This window comes from Paenibacillus sp. GCM10027629 (assembly GCF_042676425.1).
Classification (GTDB): Bacteria; Bacillota; Bacilli; order Paenibacillales; family Paenibacillaceae; genus Paenibacillus_K; species Paenibacillus_K terrigena.
Genome location: NZ_JBHTGZ010000009.1, coordinates 241,975 through 266,881, shown reverse-complemented (window position 1 = coordinate 266,881; position 24,907 = coordinate 241,975). Strand labels below are relative to the sequence as shown.

Below are 24,907 nucleotides of genomic sequence, written 5' to 3'. Positions count from 1 at the left end.
TGGTCTTTGTGTTACATACTATTCCACAATTTTTCTCGCTATGGCAGCGAGGTCATCAATATCGATCACGCCATTGCCGTCGTAGTCGGCGGCCTTGATCCGACTCCAGTCCGGATGCTTATTGTCTTTACCATAATTCGCAGCCGCGAACGCTAAGTCGCCGATCGTGTACTTGCCGTCATGGTTCGCATCACCCGGCAAGCCTGGTGGAACCACCGTAACTTCAATTCGGATTGATGTTGGCCGCGCCTCCAGCTCGTTTCCTTCCCCATCGCCAAGCCATGCTTTGGTGACCGAGATCTCGCCTGAAGCCGATTGTGTGACATTTTTCGCTTGGAAGGAGAGCTTCACCAATTCAGCGTTGCCGCTAACCGCATTGCCCGCACCTTGACTAACAAGAATGAGCCGGACTTTGCCTGGACTCTTCTTCTCCGACAGGATATCGATCCCGTTCATCAGCGGTGCTGACGAGACGTATTCGGCAATCGATTCATCATACGCAATCGTAATGTCCTGAGCGTATACATTCGATGTTACGCCATGAAGACCGAATTGGACGGTAAACGACTGTCCGGTCTGTACTTTGCTTGGCCCCGTTAACACGGTCGATAGCTGCTGCTCTTGCTTTCGAACTTCTATAGTCGCCATTGCTGTAAGCCCGCCATAGGTCGCCGTAATGACACTCGTGCCTTCTTGATGCGCTGTAATCAATCCCCCTGCGTCGATCGATGCAACAGCAGTCTGACTGCTTGCAAATTGTGATCTGCCCGTCACATCCATCGGCACGTCACTGTTCGGAAGGTAGGCGAATACTTGAGCCTGCTTGGTACTACCTACCGCAAGCTCGCCCAGCATTCCGAGTTCGATCCGCTTCACGCTCTCGCCAAGGGTGATTGGATTACTGACTTCGCTCTCGTGATGAAGCCGGTTCACGGCCGTGACGGCGTAAGTGTACACACGTCCCTCAACGGCATTTTTATCGGTATAATGCTGAACATCAACCGACTGCTTGCGAATGATGGCTGCGATGTGAGCGGGATTATCCACGCTTAAGCCCTCTTTGCCTTCAATCCGGTATAGCACATAGGAAGTCTCATCGCTGCCTTGTTCACCCTTCCAGGTGACTTCGATGCCTGCCGCGCCTTTGGTCACAGACTGCAGAACAGGCTTTTTAGGAGCCTTATTGTCCAGCCAAGGCATAACAGGAATCAGGGAAGGCAATTTATAGCTGTCTTGGGTAAGTCTATCCTTAATGCCGAGTGGATTTCGGATAAGATCCGAGGCGCTGAAATGCATGCTGCCTTTAACCCCCTCGAAGTTCCAATTGTACTTGAGCTGGTTCGGCAGCTCATCGGGTTTGGCCCAAGCTTCGTTGTTATCGTTAATTTTGTAGTCGGCATGCCCGATATAGAGATGTACATTCGTTCCCTTTGTTTCTTTCGTCCACCAATCGACCAGTTTCTCGTAAGCAGCCGCACTAAATCCGAAGTTCCAATAAATTTGCGGCGTTATATAGTCGATCCAGCCTTCGTGGATCCACTTGCGCGTATCCGCGTACAAATCATCATAGTTGCGCTGCCCAGCCGTCGTATCCGAACCCGTCGGATCATCCGCGATGTTCCGCCATACGCCGAACGGACTGATGCCGAACTTGACATAGTTCTTCTCCTGCTTAATCTCGACTGATAATTCATGAACCAGCTGATTCACGTTGTCTCTTCGCCAGTCGGCTTTGTTCGTGAAAGCTCCGCCGTACGTCTTATAAGTGTCCGCGTCCGGGAAGTCTTGGCCGTTGACCGGATAAGGGTAGAAGTAATCATCCATATGCACAGCGTCGATATCATAATTGCGGACAACCTCCATGACGCTTCCGACGACAAAATCTTTTGCTGCAGGTACGCCCGGGTTATAGTACAATTTGCCGCCATAACTGACTATCCAGTCCGGATGCTGCCTTGCCGGATGGTTCTCGACCAGATTCCCGATGTTATCCTTCATGCTGACACGGTACGGATTGAACCAGGCATGGAACTCCATGTTGCGCTTATGCGCTTCTTCGATCATAAAGGCAAGCGGGTCATACCCCGGATCTTTCCCTTGGACGCCGGTCAGATATTCGGACCAAGGTCCATACTGGGACGGGTAGAACGCGTCAGCGGTCGGTTTAATCTGAACAATGATGGCATTCATGCCCATGCCGGCCAATTCGTCCAGCAATGCGGAGAAGTCCCGTTTCTGATCCTCCGGTTTCACGACGCCCTGCTTCGGCCAATCGATATTCTCAACCGATGCGATCCAAGCTGCTCTCAGTTCCCGTTTCGGAGAAGAGGTTACTTTATTGACAACGACGGTAAATTCAGCCGTTTTGCCTCCGAAGGAAGCTCTTATTGCGCTAATTCCTATACTCAGCGCCTTGACTTTCCCTGCTTCGTCAACCGTCGCAACCTGCGGATTGCTGCTCGTGAAGGTGACGCCACTCGTAAGCTCCACTGGATCAGGCGTCAAGCTGTATTTTGCCGTAACCTTGGTCAGCTGTGTATCACCAATCGTCATGGCGCTAAGACCATTGATCTCAATGCTCTGCAATACAGGAACTGGATTCTTGACCTCCAGCTCGTAGATAGCTGATTTCTCGCCATACGATGCTGTGATTGTCGTCCGTCCTGGTTTCAGTGCACTCACCTTGCCAGCGGCATCGATCGACGCCACGTCGGGTTGACTGCTGCTAAATGTGACTTCGCTGCTGATAAGTTCAACCGGGTTCGGATTGCCTGCGAACGTTGCGAACACCTTCGCTTGCTTCGCCTGACCGGTCTCCATTGCACTTAGTCCCGTCATTTCTACACGTTCGAGCACAGGAGCCTCCTTCGTTACTTTAAGCTGATATTCAGCCGGCTGTGCGCTGCCGTACAACGCGATAATCGTTGCTGTTCCCTCTTGGAGCGCCTTGACCGTACCGCTTGCATCGATGCTTGCTACCTTCGAATTGCTGCTGTAGTAAGATACACCGCTCTGCACCGGCACGTGCTCCGTGCTGCCTGCGTAAGCTGCAAGCAAGCTCACTTGCTTCGTCTCTCCAATGACCATTGGCGTAAGTCCCGACAGGGCGAGCTCAAATACATCAGTGTTCGTGTACAAAGCGGACAACTGATCGACGTGTAGCGTTCCACCATTCTTATTGGCGTCGTTCGTCTCCACAATATATACCTGATTCAGTCGGATCGGTGGGGTAAGGCCTGTCGGCATATTCACCGTAACGTATTTCCATCCGGACCAGTTCAATCCACCGGATGCCGTAAAATCAACGGTAGGTTTGTTGCCTGCCGCATCCTGGAGCGCTGCGCGCAGCCAATGTTTCTGAGCATCCCCGTAGAACCACATCCCAAGCTTCTTCGGATAGCCTTCCAAGACGCGTCCCGTCCCACCAAGCGCATCCTTAAAGTTCATATACGCTGCCGACGTTCCTTTAGTATCCGTGAAATCATAGGCGAATTTACCGGCATACACGCCAGCGCGAACCGGTTCAGGCCTTGCAACGCGGGTCAGTTTCACAGAATCCGGCACGGCACGCACGCTTGAAGCCATGATATCTTGAATGTCCTCGAAGTCTTCCACGAGTTGAGCAAGCTTGCCGACAATGACCGCCGCTTCCGCACTAACGGTCCCCGTCGATACGGTGACTTTGCCTGCAGCTGGATTGGTCGCTGCCTGCAGCACGCCACCGGCTGATATGGAGCCAATCGCGCCCGTTTGGCTCCACGTCAACTGATCGGCTTGCACCGCCATTTCGTTGCCGCTGCCATCATAGCCTTTGACCGTGAAGGCTTGCTCCGCCCCGAGATTGATTGATGCAATCGCAGGTGAAATATCCAGCCGACTTAGCACGGGCGCATTCAGATCCACGAGCTGCATGCCCTTGTAATAGCTGTTGAGAATCCGGTCGTAACTCCATCCCTGCATCCCGAGCATTTGCGCCCCGAATTGGCTCATACCGACGCCATGCCCGTTGCCGCCGCCATAGAAGGTGACATTCTTCAAACTGCCATTCTCATCCCGTTCGAGATCGAATGTCATGAAGGCGGAATAGAGAATGCTCGGGTTTTTAAGCGGAGCATTATCGTAAGCGCCCGCTCCGCCTTTGGCACGGTAAGCGAGGATGTCCGTCGTTCCGCCGGTATACGTCTTGCTCGGTCTAATGGTGAAGCGAATATTGAATTCACGAATAATTTTATAAGTGCCCGTACTGCCTTCAATCACGAGCTCCATCGCGTTGCCACCTCGGCCTCGCTTCGCGACGTACATGTTGCTGATGGTGCCTGCGCCTTCCGCCGGAATCGGTCTGCTGACGAAGCTGCCGTTAGCGTCCTTCGTCAATACGAACATCGGCTCTGCCGCATAGCGATCAAGAATATTTTTATTGACTGTGTTCTGCAGCTCCGTACTTGTCAGACTAACCTTCCAGCGGAAATACGGAGATTCCGAATCGTAGCCTGTATAGTTCAAATTTTTGTAGAATGCGTTCAACACTTCCTCACTCGCCGTATCGATCTTAAGCAAGCTGCCGCTGTTCGCCGGATCGTATGTATAGCTGTCTCCGATTAGATAAGGGAGCGGCGTACCAGGGAATTGATTCGTGTCGATATCTTGCCATACTTCATGCTTCGATGCGCCATAGCCGCCTGATGTCGAGTAAAATCTCGCATCAACCAGATCGCTGCCGCTCTTCATAATTTTGCCAGCCGTTGCCTGTACGGCTTGTGTCGTCAGCGTGTTCTCCGCCTGGTTGTTATACACTTGGCTTAATGTGCTGTCGTCGATATGGAAGCCGCGATCTGCGAATCGGCTCGTCATATAATCGGTAAGCGCATACGTCCTTGCCGCAACGGACTGTGCTTTCAGCGCTTCCAATCCATAAGATGCCGGCATTTCGCTAGGAACGACTTGGTATAAATACTGTTCGATATCGAGTTCATTAATCAGCCGCAGCTTATCCTTCTCTGGATTCAGTGACACCTCGAATATCCCTCGATACTGTGGCTTCCCGTGACTGCGTGTGATGGACGTCACCTGAATAAGTGAGCCGCTATTCACAGGCTCTACAATTAGGCGGTTTGCTGTCCTGATCAGCTCTGCGCCATTCTGTTTTACCGTAATCTGCCCATTGTCAACGGTGAATAAGACGAGCGCTCCAGCAGTCATATCCAGGCTTGTGCCGCCTTTTTTGTCTCTGATACGTAACCCGTCGATCGATTTCATCTCGATTTGCGAATGGCCCAGCTGTGTCATATCCGCTATATCGGCGATATCCTTGCGGATGCCGACACGCATACGATTCATCGGCGTATCGCCGTTAATCACAATCTTGGCTGCTTTCCCATCCGCTCCGAGATAGACATCCACATTCTCAGCGCCTACCATGACATCCCTTAGCGTCTTGGTTAATACGTTCTGGCCGAAGTGCTGTTCCACCGTCAGCGCATCGCTCAGCTCGACCTTTCCTTTCAATTCCAGCTCGATCGTTCTGGCTACAGAGTCTTTCGCCATCACCTTCTCACGAATCGGGGCAGATTCCGCGGCAGCCTTCGTGCTGGTACCGCCTTCTTGTGCATGAACCACCGGTAAAACGCTTACAAATCCTGAAACCACCGTACTACAGATCAACACCGCAGCTAATGCTGCATTCATTTTCACTCGCAATGAATTCACGAAGTTTCTCACTCAAGGGCACATCCTTTCTGTGATTGTTCCAACCATTCGTTTCAGTCCATGCATTCGTGTCCACTCAACTCTGATCGATCAGCTATTCAGCGTTTCATCGCATCACCGTCCTTCTTGGAATATCAAGTTACAAACTTTATTCCAAAATATTTTTCTAAATTTATATATAATAGTGAAATTTAATTTCATAATTACACCTCAAGTTTAGCTTGAATGCTTAAAATTTGTATATAGCGAATCATGACTGTTTTTGTCTTCATTTCAACGATTTCAAGCGACCAAAAACGACGCATTCCGCACTGAACCCTCTAACGAACCCACATATGCTTATTCGCCCCGAAGCACACTACGATTCGTTAGCCACGCTACAGCACCACGCACCATTCAGCACATCACGCAACTCACCACTCACCCCGATTAGCGACTTCCCCAAGTCAACAAATAATACAAATAACCCCACAGTGGGGCTTTGGTTTCGGAGACGATTCCCCTATTTGTCTATCAAAAAAAGCACCCCGGGTCATCTAATCCGGCGTGCTTCACCTATTATATTGCTCGATTCAACCGCTCCAACGCCATGAGAACCGCGCCGACGGACGCATCCTGCTTCGGGGTTATGCATTGCAGCTTCGGATATTTCTCTTGCAGCATGTCGACCAACGCCGTCTGTACGAAATGGTTCTTTAGCAACACGCTCCCCGCCATCGCCAATGCTCCTTCCTGTAAAGACAGCTTCTCTGCTACAGGAATGACCAGCTCGAACAAGGAATCAGCGCTTCGATGCGCTATGCCAAGAGCCGCTTGATCACCAAGCAGGCATGCCTCCGAGAGAATTGGGGCTAATGCCGCAATGTCCTTCTTATGGGTCCGCGCATCGTACACAAAACCGATCATCTCCGCAATTGTCGACATGTTCAGCTGTCTATATACCATTTCCGTGATTACCGTTTCGGGTGCGCGTCCATCATTCGCCCGAACCACAGCCGAGATTAAATCCCGTCCGATACTATAGCCGCTGCCTTCGTCATCAATCAGATGACCGTAGCCGCCGGATCGATGAACATCACCGAATTCATTTTTCCCATAACAGATGGACCCTGTGCCGGCAATAAGAATGATTCCATACGGACGCCCGTGCGCGCCGCTTAACGCTGTTTCTTGATCGCCCAAGATGAGCAAATCTCCATGATAGCCACATGCTCGGATCGTGGCTTCCAGCCGTGCCGTGACCGTAGGATTGCTGACTCCTGCCGCCCCAATACAGATCTGTACGCAGTAGTCCAATCCTCCACAGACGCTCCCAATGGTATCGACAATTTCTTGCAGATTATGGCGAACGCTGCCCTCGTCCTGCCCGTTATAGTTCATGCCTCCGGACGTGAACGAATGTACGACGCGACCTTGATCATCGGCGATGGTGACCGCCGTCTTGGTGCCGCCGCCATCCAGTCCGGCAACAAATCTCATCAATATGTTCACGACCTTTCAGACCAGATCTGGCGATCCTTAATACAAATGATACTGCTGCTTAATGCGGGTGAACGCTTGGCTCTCGGCACGGAATTGCTCCAGCATCGTCGGTACGTCAACTGAAGCTGTATCATCCCCGTACAACTTCTCGCCGCACAATAAATCAATAAAAGGTCTGGAACCCTCCTTCAGTGGGGGAAGAAATCGGAAGTCTTCATAGTTCCGTCTGATCGTATCCAGCAGCATAAACCCGGTCGCCACCGGCTGCAGTGCATGGCGGTCCGTTACATGCAGCTGCACACCTCTGCACAGCTCCCCCTGATATTTGGAGGAGGAAGGTTGAAAATAGACCGGACGGAACATCACGCCAGGCAGCTTCTTGCCGTTCATTTCATTCGCCAGCCGATAGGCGTCAATAAACGGCGCCCCGATCAACTCAAATGGAGCCGCCGTACCTCTACCTTCCGAAACATTGGTCCCTTCGAATAGACAGGTGCCCCCATACAGAAGGGCCGTATCGAACCGCGGAATCCCTAGCGAAGGCATGACCCACATACGCCCGGTATCCGGGAACTGCATCTCCCGCTCCCAGCCTTCACAACGCACAACATGGAGCTTGCCGTTCCAGTTCATTTGGTCATTCGCCATCATTGCTAATTCGCCAGCGGTCAGGCCATATCGAATGCAGAGCGGATAATTACCAACAAAGGATTGATACCCCTGCTTAAGGATGTTGCCTTCCACCGTTACCCCGTCGAGCGGATTCAACCGGTCCAAGACGGTGAATTCCTTTCCCGCCCTTGCGCAATCCTCCAACGCATAGAGCATCGTATAGATGAATGTATAATACCGTACGCCGACGTCCTGAATATCATAGACGATCATATCGACTTCATCCAGCATTTCCGGGCTTAGTCGCTTGGAATCTTCACGGTACAAGCTGTACACCGGGACACCTGTCATCGGGTCCTGATAGCTGCCAACCTGTGCGCCTGCAGCCTGATCGCCGCGTACGCCATGTTCCGGAGAGAACAGAGCCGTCAAGTTGAATTGCTCGTGCAGAACTTGAATGGTCGTGCCGAAATCTTGCGTCAATCCGGTTGGCGACGTAATTAATCCCAATCGTTTTCCCTTGAAAAGATCGGCATAGTTCGCAATACAATCAATCCCATTTCGAATCATAGCTGTCTCCCTCGATCCTTATAGTTCCGTCCTAACCATACGCATGCTCTCTTCCGGAATCATGAACGTTTCTGCATATTCCTTTCTTGCCTCAATGCCCCGAACACGAGCCAAATGCTTGTAATATTCCAGATAAGGGAAGGAAGTGCTTCCGGTAACGAACCAATGCTGGGATACCGCCTTCACCCACAAATCATAGGCTTCCTGAGAGAAATCCACATACACATATGGCTTATAATCGACCGCATCCTCCCAGTTCTCCGCATAATAGAGCTTAGAAGCAAAGAACGCAGGCTTATCTCGCTGGAAGGATGCCAGACCTGCATAAAAGCGTGCATCGTTCACAATCTTGTGCGTCGTCATATGATCCTTGTGCATGCTGTTCTTGAAATGCGTAATGATGATGTTCGGACGGACCTCGCGAATCACGTCGCATACTTTAAAACGCATTTCATCATTGTCCTGGAGCTCTCCATCAGGAACGTCGAACACGATCGATTCTCCGCCCAGCATCTCTGCGAATGCCTTGGCCTCATTCACTTTCTGTATCCGATATTCCGCCATATCTCTGCCTGCGGGAACCCCGCGTTCTCCAGCTGTCATCGCTAACGTGACTATCCGGTCGCCTCTCAGCGAGTGACTGGCTAATACGCCGCCTGCCGTCAACTCTGCATCGCCTACATGACCGCCAATAGCCAGTATCGTTAATCGATGCTCGCTCATAGTTACAACAACTCCCTTCGCATCACTGAAAATTGTCTAACGGTTCGAAATCCTGCCTTCTCATAGATGCGAATGGCGGGATTCGTACTACCGGTGTAGAGGGACATATACGCCGTTCCGATCTGCTGAAAAGCCTCGCATAGTCTAAAAAATAAAATGCTGCCCAGCCCGTGTCCTTCATGCTCCGGGTGCACCCCGATCCCGGCAAAATAACCTCGGCCGTTCGGTTGACGGATCACCGGACCAGCAAATCCGATCGCCTTGCCGCGATGCGCCGCGATGACGACGGGCACGCCTGCGTTGACGCACTGAGCGATCTCTTTCTGCCATAGCGGATTATCGAATCCGCTGAGCATGTCCTCCACGCCGTCATGCAGGGTCGGATTGAACAAGGCTACGCTATAATGCTCAAGTGACGCACTAGCTTCCTTCGCCTTGATATCTTCCGGGACGTTGAATCCTTCCAAATTCAGATACATCGCGCACTCGATGGCGCGTTCAGCATATCCCTCCCGCAGCAGAAATGCATACAGCGGACTATCTATCGGAACGCCCGGCGCGTTATTGTGTTCATGCTTCGGCGTATTCGGGATATACCACGGCAGCATCATCGGATTGAAGAACAACACATCCGCCTGCATCTTCCCGAGTGATCTAAATCGTTGCTCTAATGCCCCCAGCATGATTCGGTAGTGTTCATCGGTTCTGACGTCATCGGATAATATGATGCAGGTGATATATCCCGCAATACTCCCTAGCGGCAGGTCATCGCCTGTACACCCGCAAGCAAACCCTGCCACTTGACCGGCATCCAATAAGACAAACGTATTCTCCCTGTCGAAATACGGGCTGGACATAAAAATACGCTCGAAGCTATCCTCATCCAGCTCCTTATACCCTTCTCTCACAGCGACCTCGTTCCACAACGAAATAACCTCATGAATATACTGAGGATCCCAGCACACGACCATTCGAACCCGCCCCCCTTAGCCGAACATAAAGGTTGTTCAAAAAATCATCTTTTGATCACGAAGTGTTTCATGTAGAGAATTCGACATCGAATCTTGCGTTCATCCTCGAAGTCCGGTACTCATTTAGGTTTTGCCTAAACTCCGTTCCTCCTTCTTCAGATTCTCGCAACCTTCTCGGTGCTGAAAAGCCGACTTTTTGAACACGATTCTAATTCTAATACGAAACTTTCCCCATCACGACCGCGCGCTTGGCGCCTGTCACAGCAGGAAGATTGTTCGGCTGCCGGACCAGTGTATAATCCGCAAGTAAGGCGAACGCGACGGCTTCTTTGGCATCGCTGCTCAGACCAACCTGTTCCTGCGTCATCACTTGCACGCCCATCGGTTCCATTTCTTGCGAAATGTACGCCATCAGCACGGGATTATAGCTTCCTCCGCCGCCTACCAGCATGACATCTGCAGGATTCTGGTCTCGGATATAGCGTCGATACGCATCTCCGATCGACCACGCTGTCAGCTTCGTAACCGTTGCTACAATATTCTCGGAAGAAATTCCGTGCTCCTCCGCATACCGAAGCAACCTATCTATATAAGAAGAACCAAATTGTTCTCTGCCTGTCGATTTCGGCAAAGGCAGTGCATAGTACCCCTCTTGCTGCAAAAAATGAAAAAACCCCGCGTCTATGCTGCCCGTTCGAGCAATGGCTCCCCCAGTATCCATCGTTAGTTGTCCCGGATATAGACGCTCAACAACACCGTCGATAAGCATGTTCCCCGGTCCGGTATCAAAAGCATATACCTGCTCAGGCATGCAATTGGCAGGAATAATCGTAATATTGCCGATTCCGCCGATATTCTGCAGCAGCATCGTTCGATGAGCTTCCCGATACAGCAGATATTCCGTGAAAGGAACGAGCGGCGCACCTTGACCACCGACTGCCATATCTGCCGGCCGAAAGTCCGACACGCAAGGTATTCCTGTTCTTGCCGCAATCACGGAACCTTCACCGATCTGTACGGTATAATGCACATCAAATCCATGCATACGCTCCAGATCCGGTGCATGATAAATCGTCTGTCCATGCGAACCGATGACCGAAACCTCTGACGGCGTAAGCCCTGCTCTTGCAATCACGGAGAGCGCAGCTTCAGCAAATAATTCGCCAAGCAATACATTCATCTTGCCAACCTTGTCTACGGTTGCCTGGATCGGATCGAAGAGCGTGAAGATCTCCTCTCGAATTGCAGCCGTATAGGCCGTATTCTCGAACGCGATCAGCTCGACCTGCGGCGATTCGCCCGGAATACCGCTCATTCGTATGACAGCCGCATCGATTCCATCAACGGACGTGCCGGACATCAGGCCGACAGCATAACGAGATTGGGACTTAGATACCATCGTACTGCTCATATTAACCTTTCACCGCGCCTACCGTGACGCCTTTTAAGAAGTATTTCTGCAAGCTGAAGAAGAGGATGAACATCGGCAGCGCAGAGATCGTCGCACCCGCCATCATTGGTGCGAAGTACGTCGTATTCGCAAATCTGAAGTTTTTGAGCCCGACTTGAATCGTCTGCATATCCATCGTATTGGTGACGAGCAGCGGCCAGAAGAAAGTATTCCAGCTTTCCATGAAGGTAAGAATCGCCATAACGGCGAGAACCGTTTTGGATAATGGGAGAATAATTCTCAAATAGACCTGGAACTGGTTACACCCTTCAATCTTCGCGCATTCAAGAATTTCTCCAGGAATGCTGCTCATGAACTGCTTCGACAGGAATATGTTATATACCGTTACAAGTCCCGGCAGAATCAGGGCGCTATAGGTATTCTGGATTTCAAAAATATTAACGATCAGGATGTACAAAGGCACTTGCGTGACCTGATACGGAATCATCATGGCAACGAGCAAGATGGCAAAGAGAACGGATCTGCCCTTAAATCGTATTTTAGAGAATGCATAACCCGCCATACTGGCAAAAAACACATTTGAAACGGTAACGACGCTTGCCACAAGCAGGGAATTTAAAAGCCATCGTAAAGAATAATCACTATAGTCAAAAAAGAACTTGTAGGATTCTAACGAAATTTTGGTGGGAAATAGCGTATAACTCATTGCCCCGGCTTCGACGGGATCGCCTAAGGAAGAAATAATCATAAAATAAATCGGGAATATCGTCGCAAGAGCAAACAGCAGTAGTATGATAATAATGACCGTATTTCTAGCATATTTGAGCGGCTTTTTCCCCGTGTGTTCACTATAGAGCGCCATATGGATTTCTCCCCTTTCCTCAATACTCCACGTCTTTGCCTAAGAATTTAAATTGAATCAATGAGATACCCCCGATAATCAAGGCCAAAATGAGAGATTGTGCGGCAGCTTTGCCAAATTCAAAATATTTGAAAGCATTGTTAAAAATCAATAATCCGACCATTGTTGTCGCATTGTCCGGGCCGCCTCCCGTCATAAGGTAAGCGTTCTGGAATACCTGGAACGAGCCAATGACACCCGTTACAAGCAGGAATAATGTCGTTGGTTTCAGACAAGGAATAACAATATACCACAGCTTTTTCAAGAATGAAGCGCCATCCAATTCTGCTGCCTCGTAGTAGCTGTCATCAATACCGAGCAAAGCGGCCAAATAGATAATGATACTCGTACCGTGACTCGACAACCATGACATGAGAACGAGCGAGAACATGGAGGTGGAGGTAGCTCCAAGCCAATTCACATTGCTTATGCCGAAATATCCGAGCAGTTGGTTGAAGATCCCGTTCGGCATCGGATCGAAAATCCAAAGCCATACGACGGATAATGCGACACCGGATGCAACGGCCGGCAAATAATAAATAGCTTTGAACACGGTTTGCAGCTTTTTTCTCAGCGGCAGGATTAGGAGAGATACACCTAACGAAATGAACAGAGCTACAGGTACGGTTAGCACGGTATACACAACGGTATTCTTAATCGCTTTCCAGAATAGAGGGTCCTTGAACGAGTCGATATAATTATCGAATCCGATAAACTTAGAACCAAGCGGCATATATTTTTGAAAACTAATGATCAATGCGCTCAGAACCGGATATGCAGTAAACAACGCGAAAATAACCAACGCAACGGCAATAAAAGCATAACCAGCGCCGCTGTCTCCTTTGATTTTTCTTCTCTTTATCGGCTTTGCGATTTGGGTCATGTTGCGCCCCCTCTCCCATCTCAGTTTCATAAAAGTTTCGGATAGCCGCATGAACATTCGCACGGCTATCCGAGACAGCTTACATCTTAGTCTTTTACAACACCATCTTCGCCGAAGGTTTGAATGGCTGCCGCCTTCACCGCATCATACATGGCTTCTGGCGTGATTTCACCAGCAATCAATGCCTGCAATTTCGGAATGATGACTTCATCTTCCAGCTTAATTGCTTTGGCGCCTAAATCTGTTGGAATGTCAGGACGAGCTGGAGATGCTGTCGCGAGCATCGCTTCTACCGCTGCGACATTGTCAGGATTCCGGTTCACGGTCATGCTCTCTGCTTCTTTTTTACCGCTCTTCGTGATATGCGCAGCGAACAGATCGTTATTCGTCGTCGCCGCTACTTTGCCGCTCGCCAAGAAGTAAGCTGCTTTAACCACATTGGCTTTGTGCTCAGGCGTTGGCTCCTTCTTGCCGCGGAACGCGACGTATCCGTCTACGACAGCACTTGCCATCGCCTTCTGGCCTGCGAAGGAAGGAACCGGGAGCACGATGTATTCTGCCGGAATACTTCCTTTGACAGCACTGCCATCATTCGCTTTAATTTTCTCGTTATTTTTATTCGCGGAGTTCTCGAACACCGCCAGCCCTTTACCTGTAATCATCGTCTGGCCTGTCAGGAACATATTCCAACGTTTACCGGCGTCAACCGAACTCAACTCTTTCGGCATTGAACCGTCATCGATCATCACCCGGATATCTTTTAAGACTTCCAGATAGTTTTTACTCGTATAGGCAAACTTCAGATCTTTATCAAATGCCGCTGGCATGCCCGCACTTTTGACGAGAATCGCCAGATAATCTTTCGACGCTACGCCGGCCGTCGCGAATACGAATCCGTAACGGGAGGTTTTGCCCCCTTCGGATACAACGCCTTTCTTGATGTCTTCACGGAATTGCTCGAAGGTCCAGCCTTCTTTTTGAATTTTCTTGTAGTCGATCCCCGCTTTTTCGAGGAACTCCTTGTTTCCGCCTAAGGCGTGTACTTCCATATAAGCCGGGAAGCCGTATAGACCGGTGCCATTCTTCATGTATTCAAGCGGTGCTTGATCAAAATCCGCAATCATCTCAGCCGTTGCCGCATCCGTAATATCCAAGGCCATCCCTTGCTCAACGTATTTCGAAATGCCTGACGAACCCAGGAATGCGATATCCGGTGGGCTGCCCGCATTCACCTGCGTATCCAGCTTCTGGGTCATATCTTCCCAGCTGGCAGGTTCAATTTTCAACGTAAGATTCGGATATAAGGCATTAAAATCTTTTTCCATTTGCGAGAAATTTTCTTGATAGGCTGGTGATACTGGCGGCAACAGTGCCGTAATGGTATCTTTCGCTGCTTCGGTGCTCACATTCGTGTTGTTGTTGTTCGTATTGTTTGTGCCCTCTGGCGTCCCCTCTTTGGTCGTCGATGAGCTGCCACATGCTGTCAAGGCGGTTAAAGCTAAAGTTAAAGCACAAATCGATGCTAATACACGCATTTTTCTTTTCATAAATACATGCCTCCTTAATCTTTTACACTACCTTGTTAAAACTGCCGATTGCCTTTTTCAAACTGCCGTCGAACTGTTCCAACACATGCTCTGCTTCCTTCGCATCCAGACCGGTTTTAATCATCATAATAGCAAGCTTACAACTCATGGAAGCGCTTTCTAAATAAGCAGCAGCTGTACCGGCATCGACGCCTGTCGCAGACCGAATGATACGAACGGAACGGTCTCGCAATTTTTTATTACTTGCCTTCAAATCTACCATCAGGTTGTTATACGTCTTCCCGAGCTTCACCATCGTGCATGTCGTGAGCATGTTGAGTACAAGTTTCTGTGCTGTACCCGCTTTCAATCGAGTAGAACCCATGATGACCTCTGGCCCGACAACGGGCGCTATGCATACATCGCAGACAGGCTCTAATTTGGAATTCTTGTTATTGACGACACCGATCGTTGCGGCTCCAATTTCCTTCGCCTTCGTAAGTCCGGCAATCACAAATTGCGCGCTTCCGCTGGCCGTAATGCCGATAACAACATCCTTGTCTGTCACCCCGCACCGTTCAATAAGTGCTATACCCTCCTCTGCATTGTCTTCACAACCTTCAACAGCGGTTCTCAGCGCCCCATCGCCTCCAGCAATATGTCCCTGCACAATCATCGGGTTAATGCCGAACGTAGGAGGACATTCCGATGCATCGAGTACACCAAGTCTGCCAGAAGATCCAGCTCCTACGTAGAACATTCTGCCGCCGTTCTTGAGCACATGGTGCAGTATGTCAACCGCTCTTGCAATTTGCGGTATTTCTGCTGCGACTGCACCCGGAACCGTAGCATCCTGCTCGTTCATGAGACGAACCATTTCCTCGGTTGAACATTCATCAATTATCCGTGTCGTCTCATTGATCGCTTCCGTAGTCAATCTCGCCAGATATTCATCCATTGCCATCCTCCTATCCATCCTGGTGATGTATTTATCTTAAATTCATATTATCCAGTATTTTCAATTCGGTCAACAGTTTTTGAAATAAAATTTTATTATAAAATAAATTATTGTTTTTTTATTTCCCTATTTCGACAAAAAACACCGGCTCTATGGCAATAGACCGATGTCTGTATCATTTATTTCCGATGTTTGCTGGATAATATATTATGCGTCTTGGTTAAATATTTCTTGACGTTCTTATACTCGGCGCTGGCTACGCCTGCAAAAAGGATATCGATCACGGTCAACATCGCAATTCGCGATCCCATCGCCCCGCTTCGAATCGTAACTTCTGGCGTCGAGATGCTTAGCACGATATCCGCTTTATCCGCCAGCTCACTTTTATGATATTTGGTGATGGCAATCGTACATGCGCCGTTCTTCTTGGCAATCTCGAGCGAATCAAGGATTTCCACCGTATCGCCGGAGTTCGAAATAAAGATAGCCACATCGTTCTTCTCCATGAGCACCGCTGCCGTCAGCTGACTGTGACCGTCCGCATAGGTATGACACACCTTGTTAATCCGGGTAAATTTCTGCTCGGCATCAATACCGATCAGACTCGAAGCGCCGATCCCGAAGAACGCGATCCGTTTGCTTTGACGCAGCACTTGGACCGCCCGAGCGATTTCATTCTTGTCGATGACGCTCTGCGTGTCTTCAATCGATTTAATATTGTTGCGAGAAATATTCGAGATAATGACGGACAGATCGTCTCCAGGCTGTATATCCGTATATTGATCCTTCTCTTCCTCGTCCATTGAACCGAGCGATGCCGAAATACTTACGATAAAACTGCGGTACCCGGTATAGCCCATCGTCTTACAGAAACGAAGGACCGATGCGTCGCTAGTCTTGGTCAGTTGTGCGAGATTCTTGATAGAGAGATGCGGGATATCTTCCAAGTTTTCTAAGATATACTCGGCAACCAGCTTCTCTACGGGCGTCAAGCTTTCTTTCATGTCCCGAATCTTAATTAGAATATTATCGTTAATTGACATGTCTCTTCCCTACTCGTCATTATGATTTATGTTGCAAAATTTAATTTCATCATAAGGGGAATGGTGTAAAAATACAAGAATTATGCCAGAGGCCGAAGCAGGGCCTACTAGAAGACAAGTCCAAAATTTTATTTCAAAATTTTATTATCACTATGAAATATTAATTCTATTTTATATTGCGGCATGTCAAAATGCAATGCTATAATAACAGCGTAATCTTATGGCAACATTTTCCGGATAACTAAGGACTGAAGGGTGGGAAACGGATGAATAGTAGATTGAAAATTGCGATCATCGGATCAGGCAGCACCTACACGCCCGAGCTCATTGAAGGCATGATCAAGCGTAAAGACGTTTTGCCGATCGATGAGCTCGTTCTGATGGATATCGATGATAGAAAGCTTAAGATTGTAGGCAGTCTATGCGAACGGATGATTCAGGCAGCGAACCTGTCCTGCCGCGTAGTCATGACCCAGAACTTGGATGAAGCGTTGCGCGATGCGAGCTTCGTACTCGCGCAAATTCGCGTCGGCAAGCTCCCCGCCAGAGTCATCGATGAATCGATCCCGCTGAAATATGATTTAATAGGCCAAGAAACGTGCGGTATCGGCGGATTCTTCAAAGCGATGCGCACCATTCCGGTGATGCTCCATATTGCGGAACGTATGCAGGAGCTATGCCCGGACGCATGGCTCATCAATTTCTCCAATCCGGCAGGGATTGTTACCGAAGCGATGCTCAATCACAGCAAGGTCAAGATGCTCGGCCTGTGCAATGTGCCTTTCAACATGTTCAAGAGTATTCGCGAAACCCTGCAGCTCGAACGTGCAAATTTCACCTATATCGGCCTTAACCATCTGAGCTGGATCACATCCATCGAGCAAGACGGCAAAGACTATCTGAAAACTGCACTGGAGATGGGCCTGAATAGCGAAGCGATGAAGAATATCCCTTCGAGCGGATTCTCGAAAGATATCATTCAAATGGTAGGGGCGATCCCTTCTTCTTATCTGGAATACTACTATTTCAAAGAAAAGAAGCTTAAATTACTCAAAGAAAGTGAATTAACGCGCGGCCAGAAGTGCATGCAGATCGAAGAAGAACTGCTGAATATCTACATGGATGCCGAGCTTCATACCAAGCCTGAGCTGCTATCCACCCGCGGAGGCGCGAACTATTCTGAAGTCGCGATCAGTCTTGTGGATGCGATCTATAATGATAAACAAGAGATCCATGTCGTGAACCTGCTTAATAACGGCGCTTTAGATTTCATGGAGGACACGGACGCCGTTGAAGTGTGCGCCGTTGTTGGCAAGGATGGCGCCGTACCGATCAAAGTTCGCGACTTCCAAAATCGGCATATTATCGACTACATGCGGATGCTCAAAGCCTATGAGCGCGAAACCGTTGCTGCTGCCGTACACGGGGACGAGGACGCGGCGATGCGTGCCCTATTAATGAATCCATTGGTCGGCGACTATGATGCCGCTTATCACTGCTTCAGTGAGTTGAAAGCTGCTCACAAGGTCGATCTCCCGCAATTTTTCGCAAAGGAAACGAAGGTATAATGAATCGAAATCACATTATCGGTGTCGATGGCGGCAATAGCAAAACCGACTATTTCCTGTTTGATCTGCAAGGGAATTTCGTGGATCACATCAACACTGGCACATGTAGTCATGAGCAATTTTCCGACGCCTATGCAAGCTCATTCCGTATCATGAATGAGAATATTCAGCATCTGCTGACGCGGAATCAGTTAACCATGAGCGACATTGCAGCTGGGGCATTCGGACTCGCTGGCGCCGACATCCCTTCTCAGAAAGAGAATTTATGCCGAGTGATTGAGGAAATCGGGTTTACGCATTATGCGATGGACAATGACTCTTTTCTTGGCGTAAAAGCAGGCAGTGAAAAAGGATACGGCATATGCTCCATCAACGGCTCCGGCACCTCCACTGGCGGCATATCCCCAAGCGGAAAGCGCCTGCAGGTAGGTGGTGTTGGCAGCGAGCTGTCCGGCGATGAAGCGGGAGGGTTTTATCTCGCAAGAAAAACGCTCCGGGCAGTATATGACGCCTATTACCGGATGGGACCGACAACGGCGATGACCGGGCCGGTGATGCAGCTGCTTCAGATCCCAAGTCAGGAATTATTCATTGAATATGCGTTAACTGGTATGCTTCAACGAACACTTCCGAATACCGAGCTGATGCAAATCCTGTTCTCCTGTGCAGATCGAGGGGATATGGCGGCACTGGACATCATCGAACACTCAGCCAAGCAGCTTGCCTGCTCGACGGTTGGCTGCATGCATCATTTAGACTTCGATCATGAGGTGGACATTGTACTCGCTGGTTCGGTATGGGTCAAAGCGGAGAGCCCGCTACTATTACAGAAATACAAAAGATATGTCGAACAATTAACCTCACATCACTGCAACTACATCCTGTTGCAAGTACCGCCAGCTACAGGCGCCGTGTTATGGGCGTTGGAGCTGGCGCACGGTCAACCGGTGGATCAAGCAGCTCGCCAGAAGGTCATCCACTCGGTAGAAAATCGATCATAGCATGAATCTATGGTTTTCCTTCACAAGTCAAAGAAGCTAAGGCTGTCATTCCACCTTAGCTTCTTTGCGTTAATCCGTGTTAATGCGGGAGCAAAGGCTGGCTAAAAAGAAGTTGGTCTAGGGGCTCGATCATATCATGCTGAAGATGAGGAAGAAGATGGGAGTACGTATTGAGGGTCATATGAACGGAGGCGTGACCGAGCCGTTCGGATACGATTTTGGGGTGAACGCCTTGCTGCAGCAGAATACTCGCATGAGTATGCCGCAAGTCGTGAAACGTAATGCGCGGAAGCTGCCAATCCTTAAGCAGGCGCAGCCATAAACGATGCAGCAGGCGGGGCGAGAGCGGGCCTCCTTCTGGCGTACTAACGACAAGCGTTGGCGGTCTCAGCATCTCCTCTGCAAGCTCCTCATGTTCGCTCTCGATCTCATGAAGACACCTTAATCTACGCTTCTCCTCCCATTCTGCGATCAAGAAAGCCTGATGCGCCTCAAGCATGCGAACCGTCTCCTGCGATAAGGCAACGACCCGCACGCTTTGCGCTGTTTTGCCTCCTGCTTGAAAAGCCTTCCCACGATGGGTGAGCGTCTGCTGCATCCGAATAACACCTTGCCGGTAATCGACATCCTGCCAACGTAAGCCGAGAATTTCTCCCTGCCGCATGCCGGTGAGCACAGCAAGGGAGAATGCGATTGCGTAGCGATCTCCCTCTGCCTGTAGACGCATCAGAAAGTCACGAATTTGATCGAGTGACCAGACTTCGAACCTCCGGCGACGGATGGTCGGCTTCTCGATCTGCGCTGCTGTATTGCGAGGAATATGTTCTGCCCTAACCGCCGCTTGTAATATCGCATGCAGTAGTGAGAAGATGCGCTTGATGGTCGTGTCGGACAGAGACTTCGAGTACAAGGTATCTACAAAATGTTGAATCTGCTGCGATGTCAGTGATGTTAGCTGCATGATGCCAAACGCGGGAAGAAGATGGGTCCGTAAAATCGACTGATATAGCTCCTGCGTATTCTCACTTAGACCACGGCGCTGTGATATCCATCGCTGCGAATAAGTGGCAAAATTCAGTCCAACGGATCCTGCTGTATTGCGCCGCGGAACATCTACACTTGCGCCATATTCTGACTTTCGCAACACTTCCTCGATCTCGCATCGCCATTTCGCTAACGCAAGTTCCGCTTCTTTCTTCGTGCTGAATCCACGCTGTTTGTAGCGTATCCGCTTGCCTGTCTGCGGATCTCGTCCCGCTTCCGCCTCGATATACCAAGGGTTCCGCTTCGCGTTCGGATTTTTATACACAGGCATCGACTCATCCCCTTTACACCAAGCTGCCGCCTGAAGCATACGGTCTAATCCGTATCAGTATATGCCGCCAATTCCCCGCCAACGACTAACCAGCATAAGAAAAAAACCTTTGTGAACAGAGGGTTCTTCTCAGCCGCCCTACCCTTCAATAGTGTTGGGGTCATTTATCTGGTTATTATCTCCAATCATTATTAGACTTCAGAGATCATTCAAAGTATTGGAATATCTAGATTCTATGCTGATCCTAATAATTTATTAATTCCTTATGTAGCTTATAATCATCGGAAGTATAGTGCCAACTTTAGTGCCGGATGTAGTGCCAAATAAAAAAAGAAGCAGGGGTTACTCAGCCTGCTCCTCACTAGTTCCATCAAACCACTTTAAAAATCCATTCCTTGAAATGATAATCCTTCTCCCCACATTAACAACGTGGAATTTTCCTGATTTAACTAAATCATATGCTTGAACTTTCCCAATACCTAAAAATTTCTGAATATCAGCAACAGTCATTACTTCAGGTAGATCTTCTTTTTTTCGTGTCAGCATTAAATCACCTCTTATGTCATTTATACAATTCGCATGAATTGTCCTATTACTCTAAGTTATTTAAAATGATTCTTATGCAACTCCAATATCCGAAATTAGTACCACATGAAACAAAAAAACATTCGTATACCGAAGCCGTCGCAGATTTAAAATCATACAGGTTCTAGTATGATCAAATGCGACTAGATGGCTATGGTATACGAATGTTCTTCTTTGCCTACTCCTCAAACGATAAATTCATAGGCTCGTCTAGAAGATCACACGAAAAATCAATATTCGTCGTAGGTACCTTGGTATCCACTTCCTCGAATTGCAGCCCATCAATCCAGACCTGCCCGCTTCCGGACAGCAGCACACCAAAAGCAATCGCAGCACTATGATCTGGCACATCTAGCACGATGCTGTAATGGTTCCACGCCGTATCTCCGATAATAGGGCGGTCACTCATGTTATCAAATTGCAGTACATCATGAAGAGCATCGTCGACTCGCATCCAGAACCCGCAAAACCCGCTCACTGCCTTTGTTTTGATAAACCCTGAGAGCTTTAATCTTTTGCCGATATATTTATCCGCTTTGAATTGCTGCATCATCGTTGCAAATTCGCCTTCCGTCTGTACCACGGTAACCGACTTTAAAAATCCGGACGCTTTCCCTTGATGGAAGGTTTCCCGGTCAATCCCCATCTGATAATTAAAGGGGTGACTTCCGCTTAACTGCCATCCTTTTAATAATTGTTCATTTTTCATTTTCATTTCCTCCCTTTGCATCGTTAATTTGCCCATGATTTTGCGATACTGCCCTGGCGGTAATTGATAGTATTTCTTAAAAGAACGGGTGAACGATTCTTGGCTCTCAAAGCGATAATAGATGGCAATATCTATAATTTTGTCATCTGTGAACAGTAACATATTGGACGAATTTGCAATTCTCCGAAATCGGATATATTCAGATGCGGTCACTCCAACCTCTTGCTGAAAAATCCGATGGTAATGATACTTTGAAAACCCTGCAAACTTAGCCATGCTCTCTAGCGACAATTCTTCGTGCAAATGTGACTCTATAAAGGCAATCGACTGTTGGATGATCGGACTGTAGCTCAATTTATAACCTCCTTAGGAACAAAATAACAGAAGCAGCCGCTGCTTTTTTGACGTATATTGCTTTGTTTGCCTACTTTGAAAAAAACACGTGGGGAACGGATATATCACCCAATCTCCTCACGTGCTGCGATTTAAAACTCCAGGCTGTTATTCTCCATTTGATGCACAATCATTTCTCTGAGCTGCATCGGCTGATCCGAACGAATAGCGATTTGGGAATATTCTTTTTGGATGCCCATCATTAAGGTTGCTTTGACAGGTGTTTTCATTTTCAAAATGAGATCTGGATGAACCTTTTCAAAATCTCGCGCAATGAACTCCATCGTATCTTTCGATAATTTGCTTGCAAGAATCGCAGGATCTTCGATAATACACTCGATGTTATCAAATTCGATCTCTACACGCTTCAATAATCCAAGAGAGAGAAACAAGGAGCCCTTATGGATATGGACCGGATTTAATCGGACCGCTTGAATATCTGCCAAGAAAAAAATGACCGAATATACATTCAGAACGAGTAAAATGATCGAAAGAATGATCGATTTTTGATGAAGCCACAAATGGACACCTAATGTTTCAATGACAATGGCATGGATCATCATCACTTGGAATGCGATGTAGCTTGAACGTTTATACAGTGTGATCCCTGGCGGTGGCGTCTTTTTCCAGCTAAAGAAAGCATAATAGAACATCATCGCTTCTGAACAGATCATCTGAATGATTGGATTTTTGTGTATGTATACATCGATTGCCTGAGGGAAAGTAAAAACGGCCGGTAGTGTGCTCGTTTTCACCTTTTTTATGATTTTGGGCATGTAATGGACAAGCGTAACAATGAGCATCAATTCAAAGATGATGAGCCCCGCCTCGACTGCAATACCGGCCCAAGTAATCGCTGCAAAAGGTTCTAACAGCGAATTGGGAATGAGCAACCTTGCTAAGACGCACCCAGCCGCCGACAATATAATCGCTGTCTTGAGAGAGAACTTCTTACGGTACAACATCGAGAGTAGAGGCAGCATGATGATTAGATCAAATAAGGACCCTAATACGACCCCATTCGTGTGGGATGGGAGTAATTGATCTCCGATATGCGTGCGATAGAGCATGAAATTACTGCATAGAACAAAACCCAACAATAATAACCAAACATACTTACCTCTTTCAATGACACGCATCGCCTATTCCCCTTTCACAATCCCATTTAATTGTTCGAGTATACGAACCATATGCTCCAAGTCTTCTACAGGCAGCTGTCCGTAAACCTCGCGGTTGATCTCCTCTTCAAACGTTTGCGCTTCTTCGAAGTACCTCTCGCCCTTCGCCGCCAGCTTCAGTACAATTTCACGCCGATTTTCCGGGTTGATACTGCGGGTAATGTATTCTTTGGTCTCTAGTTTGTTGAGAATTTGACTAACGGCACTCATAGATATATTCAATTGAGCAGCTAAATCCTTCGTTGAAGCGCAGCCGGTCCGGATGAGCTCTAATAATAAAACCTGCTTCACTGTAAGATCATTATCGATTTGATGCTCAAATCTGCTTGCTAATTGAACGCTTAAACGATTTAGTAAACCGTTAATTTGTTGAATAAGATCATTTTTCACGTTTAATACACCTCACTTAATAATTAAGTTGACTTAACTATAAAGTAAAATAAATTAAAAGTACATAGAAATTAAGGCGAGGATATCCTTGTCAGAAGGGGGCTGTAATATGATAGACTGACATTATCAATATTTTCCACCAACTGAGATGAGGAGAGAGGATTAGATGGGTTTCCTTAAAAAGATATTCGGGGGTAAGAACGACGGAGAAAAGTCGAATGACGGCACTACGATTTACAAATACGAAGAAAGTGCCGATTATGCGCCGCCAGCTCCAATGGAATACGTGGAAGAAATCGTTGCACATTTCGAAACGGTATTTCCCGGACGAACAAGCAGTGTCTTTCATGAGATTATATCCGACACCATACATATTGATGTAAATATCATGGAACCTACGGAAGAAGAGCCATTCTGGGTACTATACACGAACGGTATGAGTGACTTGCCGATGACGCTTCCAGATGAAATACTAGCTGAGCTCGACGATCAATACGATCGGGCGGAAGTTATGATGTTCCTTCCCGCTTCCTGGGAACTGACAGAAGAATCCGTCAAGGATGAGAACAACTACTGGCCGATCCGACTCATGAAGCAGATGGCTCGTTTTCCCCATCAGTATAATACGTGGTTGGGTTATGGACATACCATCCCCAATTACCAGGACTATGAACCCTATGCCGACGGAACGGGGTTGAATGGGGTTGTACTCTATCAATTAAACGAAGAAATCAGCGTCATCCCTACTAAAGACGGGAATAAGATTCATACCTATTTCTTGATTCCTCTGTATAAAGAGGAGATGGATTATAAGTTAGAGCATGGCATGGATGCACTGATGGACAAATTATTGGAGTTGGACGATGAAGTACTTGAGTTACACGCAAACAGAATGAATACTTGCAAATAGTACATCGACCTGAACGAAAGCTAAACAAGCTGCCTTCTGTTCCATACAGAAAGCAGCTTCGTATATCTGCCG

Annotated in this window: 19 protein-coding genes; 3 read left to right on the top strand and 16 right to left on the bottom strand. The window is 48.3% G+C overall.

All coding sequences use genetic code 11. The annotated features are described in order from the left end of the window. Nucleotides 1-18 precede the first annotated feature (18 nt). From ACFQZR_RS10460 to ACFQZR_RS10410, 11 genes are all read right to left on the bottom strand, one after another. Nucleotides 19-5,718: a family 10 glycosylhydrolase gene (locus ACFQZR_RS10460; protein WP_379345533.1), complete on the bottom strand. Its 5,700-nt coding sequence runs from the start codon at nt 5,716-5,718 to the stop codon at nt 19-21. Nucleotides 5,719-6,264: 546 nt separating this feature from the next. Beyond that, entirely contained in the window at nt 6,265-7,185 is a 921-nt protein-coding gene (locus tag ACFQZR_RS10455; RefSeq protein ID WP_379345531.1) for an N-acetylglucosamine kinase, read from the bottom strand. A gap of 39 nt (nt 7,186-7,224) precedes the next feature. After that, a complete protein-coding gene (locus ACFQZR_RS10450; protein ID WP_379345529.1) occupies nt 7,225-8,370 on the bottom strand; it encodes an exo-beta-N-acetylmuramidase NamZ family protein in 1,146 nt (381 codons plus the stop codon). Nucleotides 8,371-8,388: 18 nt separating this feature from the next. After that, nucleotides 8,389-9,093 carry a PIG-L deacetylase family protein gene (locus ACFQZR_RS10445; protein WP_379345527.1) on the bottom strand — a complete coding sequence of 235 codons (705 nt, stop codon included), beginning with the start codon at nt 9,091-9,093 and terminating at the stop codon, nt 8,389-8,391. Between the two features lie 2 nt (nt 9,094-9,095). Then, complete coding sequence (locus tag ACFQZR_RS10440; protein ID WP_379345525.1) at nt 9,096-10,064, bottom strand: GNAT family N-acetyltransferase; 969 nt, start codon at nt 10,062-10,064, stop codon at nt 9,096-9,098. A gap of 214 nt (nt 10,065-10,278) precedes the next feature. Then, the gene (locus tag ACFQZR_RS10435) at nt 10,279-11,475 is read right to left on the bottom strand and encodes an anhydro-N-acetylmuramic acid kinase (RefSeq protein WP_379345523.1); all 1,197 of its coding nucleotides are present in this window, start codon (nt 11,473-11,475) and stop codon (nt 10,279-10,281) included. A gap of 1 nt (nt 11,476) precedes the next feature. Continuing rightward, nucleotides 11,477-12,337: a carbohydrate ABC transporter permease gene (locus ACFQZR_RS10430; protein WP_379345521.1), complete on the bottom strand. Its 861-nt coding sequence runs from the start codon at nt 12,335-12,337 to the stop codon at nt 11,477-11,479. Nucleotides 12,338-12,356: 19 nt separating this feature from the next. Continuing rightward, nucleotides 12,357-13,259 carry a carbohydrate ABC transporter permease gene (locus ACFQZR_RS10425; protein WP_379345519.1) on the bottom strand — a complete coding sequence of 301 codons (903 nt, stop codon included), beginning with the start codon at nt 13,257-13,259 and terminating at the stop codon, nt 12,357-12,359. Nucleotides 13,260-13,345: 86 nt separating this feature from the next. Continuing rightward, nucleotides 13,346-14,806 carry an ABC transporter substrate-binding protein gene (locus ACFQZR_RS10420; RefSeq protein WP_379345517.1) on the bottom strand — a complete coding sequence of 487 codons (1,461 nt, stop codon included), beginning with the start codon at nt 14,804-14,806 and terminating at the stop codon, nt 13,346-13,348. A 22-nt stretch (nt 14,807-14,828) separates the two neighbouring features. Next, nucleotides 14,829-15,743 carry an N-acetylmuramic acid 6-phosphate etherase gene (gene murQ, locus ACFQZR_RS10415; RefSeq protein ID WP_379345515.1) on the bottom strand — a complete coding sequence of 305 codons (915 nt, stop codon included), beginning with the start codon at nt 15,741-15,743 and terminating at the stop codon, nt 14,829-14,831. A gap of 179 nt (nt 15,744-15,922) precedes the next feature. Next, nucleotides 15,923-16,786 (bottom strand): MurR/RpiR family transcriptional regulator, encoded by an 864-nt coding sequence (locus ACFQZR_RS10410; protein WP_314591317.1) that lies wholly within the window; start codon nt 16,784-16,786, stop codon nt 15,923-15,925. Nucleotides 16,787-17,052: 266 nt separating this feature from the next. On the opposite strand from ACFQZR_RS10410, the gene ACFQZR_RS10405 reads away from it, so the two are divergent. Next, a complete protein-coding gene (locus ACFQZR_RS10405; RefSeq protein WP_379345512.1) occupies nt 17,053-18,354 on the top strand; it encodes a 6-phospho-beta-glucosidase in 1,302 nt (433 codons plus the stop codon). Then, complete coding sequence (locus ACFQZR_RS10400) at nt 18,354-19,355, top strand: N-acetylglucosamine kinase (RefSeq protein WP_379345510.1); 1,002 nt, start codon at nt 18,354-18,356, stop codon at nt 19,353-19,355. Before ACFQZR_RS10405 ends, ACFQZR_RS10400 begins: the two co-directional genes overlap by 1 nt. Before the next feature lie 79 nt (nt 19,356-19,434). Here ACFQZR_RS10400 and ACFQZR_RS10395 read toward each other — a convergent pair whose 3' ends face one another. The 5 genes from ACFQZR_RS10395 to ACFQZR_RS10375 form a co-directional block, all read right to left on the bottom strand. After that, nucleotides 19,435-20,670: a site-specific integrase gene (locus ACFQZR_RS10395; RefSeq protein ID WP_379345508.1), complete on the bottom strand. Its 1,236-nt coding sequence runs from the start codon at nt 20,668-20,670 to the stop codon at nt 19,435-19,437. 342 nt (nt 20,671-21,012) lie between these two features. Continuing rightward, nucleotides 21,013-21,216, bottom strand: a complete 204-nt coding sequence (locus ACFQZR_RS10390) for a helix-turn-helix domain-containing protein (RefSeq protein ID WP_379345506.1) — start codon at nt 21,214-21,216, stop codon at nt 21,013-21,015. A 217-nt stretch (nt 21,217-21,433) separates the two neighbouring features. Beyond that, nucleotides 21,434-22,318, bottom strand: coding sequence for a helix-turn-helix domain-containing protein (locus ACFQZR_RS10385; protein WP_379345504.1), 885 nt, complete (start codon nt 22,316-22,318; stop codon nt 21,434-21,436). Nucleotides 22,319-22,449: 131 nt separating this feature from the next. Continuing rightward, nucleotides 22,450-23,496, bottom strand: a complete 1,047-nt coding sequence (locus ACFQZR_RS10380; RefSeq protein ID WP_379345502.1) for a beta-carotene 15,15'-monooxygenase — start codon at nt 23,494-23,496, stop codon at nt 22,450-22,452. A gap of 3 nt (nt 23,497-23,499) precedes the next feature. Next, on the bottom strand, nt 23,500-23,925 hold the full coding sequence (locus ACFQZR_RS10375) for a MarR family winged helix-turn-helix transcriptional regulator (protein ID WP_379345501.1): 426 nt from the start codon (nt 23,923-23,925) through the stop codon (nt 23,500-23,502). Between the two features lie 166 nt (nt 23,926-24,091). On the opposite strand from ACFQZR_RS10375, the gene ACFQZR_RS10370 reads away from it, so the two are divergent. After that, complete coding sequence (locus ACFQZR_RS10370; protein ID WP_379345500.1) at nt 24,092-24,835, top strand: suppressor of fused domain protein; 744 nt, start codon at nt 24,092-24,094, stop codon at nt 24,833-24,835. Nucleotides 24,836-24,907: the final 72 nt, after the last annotated feature.